Consider the following 6,656-nt stretch of genomic DNA (forward strand, 5'->3'; position numbering starts at 1 on the left):
GGAAACGGCGATGTGTCACTCTGAACAAGCCTCGGGGTCGTCTCTGCGATCACAGCACCAGTGATCGCGGCCTCCGGGGGAAAGGCATCATGGAGCTCACCGACTACATCCGCATCCTCCGCAAGAGCTGGATCCTCATCGTGTTGGCGACACTTCTCGGAGTTGGCGTCGCCGCGGCCTATTCGCTGACCCGCACCCCGATCTACGTCTCGAGCAGCACGGTCTTCGTCTCAACGCAGGCGGGCGGGACGATCTCCGAGATGCAGCAGGGGTCGACGTTCAGCCAATCACGCGTGACGACGTACACCAACCTGGTGACGGCGCCGATCGTGATGAACCCCGTGATCGCGAAGCTCGATCTCGAGACGACGGCGGGTCAGCTCTCCACCTCGGTCTCGGCATCAAGCCCGGTCAACACGACGCTCATCACGATCACCGTCGAGCACCCGAGCGCCGTGGTGGCCGCAGACATCGCGAATGCGCTCGCCGCGAGCCTCACGAACGCGGTTGAGTCGATCGAGACCCCGAATGGCGCGGAGGAGAGCCCGGTGCGGCTCACCCGAGTCAAGGACGCACAGCCGTCGCTCACCCCCGCGAGTCCGAATGTTCCCCTCAACCTCGTGCTGGGCGGACTCATCGGTCTGGCGCTCGGCATCGGCGTCGCGGTGCTTCGTTCGGTGCTCGACACCCGCATCCGCAACCCGCGGGACATCGAGCTCGTCACGGATCGTCCGATCATCGGCGCGATCGCATTCGACCCACGCGCCAAGGAACGGCCGCTCATTCTGCAGGACGACCCGCGTAGCCCCCGCGCCGAGTCGTTCCGGGCACTGCGCACGAACCTGCAGTTTCTCGATATGGGCGGTCGCGCGAGCTTCGTGATCACGTCGGCCCTGCCGAGCGAGGGCAAGTCGACGAGCACGATCAACCTGGCGATCGCCCTCGCCGACGCCGGCAAGCGTGTGGCGCTCATCGACGCCGACCTGCGCAAGCCGAAGGTGGCCGAGTATCTCGGCATCGAGGGCGGGGCCGGGCTCACCGATGTGCTGATCGGTCGCACGCGGGTGGGTGATGTCATGCTCCCGTGGGGGGGCCGAAGCCTCTATGTGCTTCCGGCCGGCAAGATCCCGCCGAACCCCAGCGAACTTCTCGGCTCGAACCAGATGCGCACCCTGCTCGAGGCGCTTGAGCGCGACTTCGATGTCGTGCTCTGCGACGCTCCCCCGCTGCTGCCGGTGACAGATGCCGCGATCCTTTCGAAAGCGACGAGCGGTGCGATCGTGGTCGTCTCCGCCGGACGCACCAATCGCCGGGAGCTCTCCGGAGCCGTCGACGCACTCCAGGCTGTCGACGCGAAGGTCGCGGGGCTCGTGCTCACGATGGTGCCGACGCGCGGACCGGATGCCTACAGCTACGGCGGGTACGGCTATGGGTACGGCTACACCCAGGCACCGGAGAAGAAGAGCCGATCGTCTCGTCGGGCTGCGAAATCGGCGCCTCAGCCGCCGACCGTCAACGAAACCACCGACACCCCCGAACTCCGGCGCACCACCTCAACCCCAGTCGGGTAGCCAGCAACGTCCAGGAGCCCGGCTGGGTCGCAAACGCGACCCAGCCGGGCTCTTTCCATCGTGGAGCAAGCCAAGCCCCGCGGGTCATTGAGCGAGCGAATCGAGTCGAACGCCCGAACCGAGGGCACTCGCAAAACCAGTCAAGCCCCGGTCGTTGAGCGAGCGAAGCGAGACGAAACGCCCCACCCCTCCGCAAACCCTTAAGGCGTAGCCGGCGGGTCCGTCGGCGTGGGATCCGGCGGCGGATCGGACGGCGAGGGGTCCGGCGCAGGCGCCGGGTCGGGCGTGGGTGACGGGTTGGGAGTGGTGCCCCCGCCGGTCACGGGGGTCGATCCGGTGTTGCGCCTCGGCACAACCGGCGTCTCTTCCTCGGCCTTCGCTGCTTCCACCGCCTGATCCGCGCGCAGCGCGGTCACGGCCGCCGCATAGGCCAGCAACTCTGCAGCCCCGGTGCCGCCCGTCGCGCGCGCGGTACCAACAGCCTGCGCGGCGGCCGTAACGGCGTCTCGCAGCGCCGCGCCGGCGAGGGGGTTCTCCGCAACGAGCGACTCCGCGGTTGCGGCAAGCGACGTCGCTAGTGCGTCGAGCGCCGCGTCAGCGATCGACGTCGCGGCACCGATGTCCGCGCGTGCGTTGTCGAAGTCGGCGGCTGCGAGTGCCACGCGAGCAGCGTGTTGCTTCGCATCGTCGGCAACTGTCAGCACCTCGTCCGCATCCGCGTCGCCGAGCGATGCGCCCTCATACTCCTCGGGCAGGGCGGCCACGTCGCGGGGAGCGATGCTCGCCTGCACGCCGTCGAGGGCTGTCATCGCGTCGGCCCGCGTCTGCGCATCGCCCATCCCGTCGATCGCGGCGAGTGCGGGCGCCACCTCGTCGATGAATGCCTGCGCAGCGGTGACGGATGCTTCGTACGCCGAGTTCGCCGAAACCAACCCGGAGTCGGCCTGCTCGGCGGATGCTTCTGCGGCGACCAGAGCTCCCTGCGCATCCGCGAGGCGGGCATTCTCGTTGATGGTGATGGCGCCGAAGACTCCGCCGCCTGCGACGACGGCGATGGCGACGACCGCTGTTGCGACCGACACGAAGGTGCGCCCGCGAGAGCCGAAGAGCGCGGTGCGAACCCCGCGGCGCGGCTGCTCCGGAGCCACGACGAACGCGGGCTCTTCGGCAGACCATGGCTGCCACTCCGGCGCCGGCTCGTCGGCGACCCACGATTGCCAGGCCGTCTCGGGCTGAGGATCCGGCAACGGTGCTCCCGGCTCAGGCGCCCCATCAAAGCTGGGCTGCCATGCCGTCGCTTCGCCGAAGACCTCCCCGCTGCCAGCGTCCGGCTCGCGATCGCCGCTGGCGACCGCTGCGCTTCCGAACAACGCAGCGAGGCGCTCGATCTCGCGATCGTGACCGTCCACGGCATCCTCGATGGCGGTCGATTCGAACTCGCGCCCGCCGGTCTCGCGATCGTCAGCACCCGTCGCGGGCTGCCCAGCGCTCACCGCAGGTCCACCGGCATCCAGCGCGGGTTCGCCAACGTGAATCTCTGGATCAGCGCTCAGCGGCGCAGCGGCTCCGAAGAAGGCCGCAAGGCGCTCGCGCTCCCGCTCAGCGTCGAAGTGATGTGTCTCTTCTTCATGAGAACCGAAGACCTTGTCGAGCTCGTCCGCCTGGCCCTCCGGCGCGCGCTCAACTCCGTCGACGGCATCGTGAACGCCATCGATGGCGGTCTCGTCGGCTGGGTGCTGTTCCTTAGCGGACTTCATTTCGACCTTCCGCACGTCGGAGCGCGGGCGCGGTCAGCATACACCGGGCACCTGGAGAACCCCTGGCCGGCCCTGCGGTGCCGACGGTGACGAAGTGGCAAGAGCCATTCACATGCCCGACACATTCGCCTGATACTTTCCCAGACGTGGGGATCACTTCTCGGGGCGAAAGGACGGTCGGTGACGTCGAACCTTCAACAGGTCGACGCGACAACGACGTCGCAGAGCGAATCTAAAAGCAACGAATCTCAATCCAAATCTGTCGGGCCCTCGGTGCCGACTGTTTCGACGACGCATGCCGCCAGCACACGCGTGTCGACGAGCACGACTCCCGTGACGACTGTGCTGCCGCCCGACCGTTGGCGGCAACGCCTCGCGCGGCGCATCTGGCTCAGCGATCTGCTGGTGCTCGTGTGGGTCGTCTACGGCACCCAGATCGCCTGGTTCGGCCTCGGCAATGCCGCCGTGACGATGCGCGAAGACCATCGTCTGACTGACGTCTCTTACTGGGCCTTCTCCGCGGTGCTGGTTGTGCTGTGGATGTGGGCGCTGAGCCTCATCGACTCGCGAAACGAGCGGGTGATCGGCACAGGCAGTACGGAGTTCGTGCGCGTCGTCGATGCGAGCATCCGACTTTTCGGCGTCGTCGCGATCGCAGCGTTCCTCCTGCGGGTCGACGTCGCTCGCGGCTTCCTTCTCATCAGCCTGCCCCTCGGCGTGCTGGTGCTGCTCTTCGAACGCTGGCTCTGGCGACAGTGGCTCGTCTCGAAGAGACTGCTCGGCGAGTACTCGGCCCGCGTGCTGCTGGTCGGGTCGGAGGAATCCGTCGCTCAGATCGCCCGCGAGTTGGAGCGATCACCGCGCGCCGGCTACCGCGTGGTGGGGGCGTGTGTGCCGACCGGGCGTGTGGCGGCGACGATCGTGGGCACCGACATTCCGATCATGGGAAGTGTCGACAACGTCGAGCGGGCGATGGCCGCCACACGTGCCGATACGGTCGCCGTGACGAGCACCGACGAGTTGCCGCCCGACAAGGTGAAGCAGATCTCCTGGGGCCTCGAAGCCGGCAGGCAGCACCTGGTGCTAGCGCCGAGCATCGTCGACATCGCCGGCCCGCGCATTCACATGCGCCCCGTGTCTGGCTTACCTCTGATCCATGTCGAGACGCCGCGCTTCAGCCGTGGCCAGCGGTTCGCCAAGCGAACAACCGATCTCACCGCGTCCGTGCTCGGCACGATCCTGATCAGTCCGATCCTGGCGTTCTTGGCCCTCAGCGTTCGGCTGACCAGCCAGGGCCCCGTCTTCTTCCGGCAGACCCGCATCGGCCTGCGCGGCGAAGAGTTCACGATGATCAAGTTCCGCTCGATGGTCGTCAACGCCGAGGACCTGCTCGAGAACCTCGAGCGGGATGAGCATGATCCTGGCAACGAGGTGCTCTTCAAGATGAAGAACGACCCGAGGGTCACTCCCGTCGGCCGCTTCATGCGCAAGTTCAGCCTCGACGAACTGCCGCAGCTGTTTAACGTGATCGAGGGGTCGATGTCGCTCGTCGGGCCGCGGCCGCCTCTCGCCAAGGAAGTCGCTCAGTATGCGGACCACGTGCACCGCCGATTCCTCGTGAAACCCGGCATCACAGGGCTCTGGCAGGTGAGCGGCCGGTCTTCTCTATCGTGGGAAGAGTCGGTCCGTCTCGATCTTTCATACGTCGAGAATTGGTCGCTTGTCGGGGACCTCGGGATCCTCGCGAAGACGGCCAAGGCCGCCTTGCTACCCGGTGAGACGGCACACTAGTGCTACAGCACGCCGCGCCGACGAGCGCTTCCCCTGCCCTGCGAACTCATCGCCCACACCATCGGAGCGTAAGGGCCTTGGTTCCCTCAGCACTGAGAGCAATAGTGCTCTCGGCTTACGGACGCAACCTGGTTTCGGCCCAGTTCATTGCGGCGAGCATCCTTCTGACCCTCATCCTCGCCTTCTGGGTCGCCATCGAACAATGAGAGTAACGACATGAACCATGCCGTGCTCGCCGCTGGGCGAATCATTTATGCCTTCGCTGCGGGCATCGCGCTGGTGCTGGCCTCGCTCGATCCGGCAAACACCGCAGCAGTCGGTTCCTATACCCTGCAGTCGGGAATTGCGGCAGCAGTAGCAGCGATCTTGCCGCTGGGATTGGACCGCGCCCTCGCGCGACGACGAGCGACCGACAGCACCAGTGATTTTCCGGCAAGCCTCATCCGACTCCGGTTGACCGAGATCGCTGTTGTCCTTGTCGTCGCAGTGACGCTGGCGTGGGCTTTTACCGCATGGTTCTTGGCGCTCGCATGTGCGGTCTTCGCCATAACGCGCCTCGTGTACGCCGATCTTGAATCGTTGTGGATTGCATCTGGGCGTAGCGAATTTACGTTGAGTGTGACAATCGCCCTCAACGGCATCGTCACCGCGATCGGCATCTACGCTGYGGCACCCTTTGGCGGAAGCGCGATGGTTGCACTGTCTGCGCTTGGAAACCTTATTGCCTTCGTTGCGCTCGGCTTACTCGGGCGCTGGCGAGTCAATCGTGAATCTCTCCGACCATTCACCAAGGAAGCACTGGGCTTCGGGGGCAGTGCCGCACTCGCGGTCGCATACGGCCGAGCGGACCTTCTCATTCTGGCTCTTACGGGCGCGAACCTGGAAGCAGTCGCTGTCTACGGAATCATCACTCGCATGTTTGACGCGTTGGGACTTATTCGAGGCTCGATCGCGCAGGTCGAGATGCGGCGACTGGCACCGATGCTCCCACACGATCGGGCCGTCGAAACGACTAAAATTGCAAATACTACGGCCCTTGTTTCCGCGGGGCTCTCAGTTGCCACCATAGGTGCCACCTACATCATTCTTGCCCTGCCCGTATTTGAAGCGTGGGCGCCGTTTTCTGCGGCTGTTTTGATTGCCTCGGTCTCCATCCCGGCGTACGCGGCACACCTGTCGACCGCTGCCCTTGTACTATCTGATCGGCGAGCTCACCTCCTCTTTGTCGGCAGCATTATCAGTACGATCTGCGCCGTCGGCGCCAAGCTCATTCTGATTCTTGAGTACGGCGTCAACGGAGCGGTGTTCGCGATCGGCCTCGTCGAGCTCATCAGTTTTGTCGTTTTCATGACGCTCTATCGCTCCGGTGTGTCTGCCCGGCGCATCACCGTGAGCGCGGCGATACCAGCGATTTCAACCATGATCGGATTTTGTATTGTGGTGATTCATTCATGAACGGCGCAATAACGGGCATCGATTGGTGGGGTGTCGGCCCGACCGAAATGGCTGTGGCGGTTCCCCAGTCAACGTCGGTACC

At 65.3% G+C, this 6,656-nt stretch carries 5 protein-coding genes; 4 read left to right on the top strand and 1 reads right to left on the bottom strand.

The features are described 5' to 3' along the window. The first annotated feature begins 89 nt into the window (after positions 1-89). Entirely contained in the window at positions 90-1,571 is a 1,482-nt protein-coding gene (locus ACXJ3V_RS19695; RefSeq protein ID WP_457102049.1) for a polysaccharide biosynthesis tyrosine autokinase, read from the top strand. Positions 1,572-1,771: 200 nt separating this feature from the next. Here ACXJ3V_RS19695 and ACXJ3V_RS19700 read toward each other — a convergent pair whose 3' ends face one another. Beyond that, a complete protein-coding gene (locus ACXJ3V_RS19700; RefSeq protein ID WP_457102050.1) occupies positions 1,772-2,980 on the bottom strand; it encodes a hypothetical protein in 1,209 nt (402 codons plus the stop codon). On the opposite strand from ACXJ3V_RS19700, the gene ACXJ3V_RS19705 reads away from it, so the two are divergent. From ACXJ3V_RS19705 to ACXJ3V_RS19715, 3 genes are all read left to right on the top strand, one after another. Further along, the gene (locus ACXJ3V_RS19705; RefSeq protein ID WP_457102051.1) at positions 2,969-3,418 is read left to right on the top strand and encodes a hypothetical protein; all 450 of its coding nucleotides are present in this window, start codon (positions 2,969-2,971) and stop codon (positions 3,416-3,418) included. The genes ACXJ3V_RS19700 and ACXJ3V_RS19705 overlap by 12 nt on opposite strands. 243 nt (positions 3,419-3,661) lie before the next feature. Next, positions 3,662-5,119: a sugar transferase gene (locus ACXJ3V_RS19710; RefSeq protein WP_457102052.1), complete on the top strand. Its 1,458-nt coding sequence runs from the start codon at positions 3,662-3,664 to the stop codon at positions 5,117-5,119. Between the two features lie 216 nt (positions 5,120-5,335). Then, positions 5,336-6,574: a hypothetical protein gene (locus tag ACXJ3V_RS19715; protein WP_457102053.1), complete on the top strand. Its 1,239-nt coding sequence runs from the start codon at positions 5,336-5,338 to the stop codon at positions 6,572-6,574. The last annotated feature ends 82 nt before the right edge of the window (positions 6,575-6,656 follow it).

It is taken from the genome of Microbacterium sp. P5_E9, from assembly GCF_054049175.1.